Below are 251 nucleotides of genomic sequence, written 5' to 3'. Positions count from 1 at the left end.
CTGTAGCGCTCGGTACCCAGCCATTGCAGCGCCTGCCACTGGCCCACGCGATTGGTGTGCAGATCCGCCGACTGTTTGAGACGCAGCAGGTGCGGGTACAGATCCGGCGTGGCAATCAGGTAACCGACGCGCAGCCCCGGCAATAGAGTCTTGGAGACGGTACCGGTGTAGATCCAGCTGGCCTTGCGCAGGCGACTGACGATCGGCGTGGCGCTGCCGGCGTCGAACACCAGTTCGCGGTAGGGCTCATC

General features: G+C 64.5%; 1 protein-coding gene. It reads right to left on the bottom strand.

Annotated features, from left to right (window positions below):
• The coding region (locus AC0IYH_RS32950) for an aminotransferase class I/II-fold pyridoxal phosphate-dependent enzyme (RefSeq protein WP_471838587.1) at window positions 1-251 on the bottom strand (251 nt) is incomplete at both ends.

The organism is Pseudomonas sp. AC463, assembly GCF_979253585.1.
The sequence above is the reverse complement of the archived record's forward strand: the minus strand, read 5'-3'. Positions and strand labels throughout refer to the sequence as shown.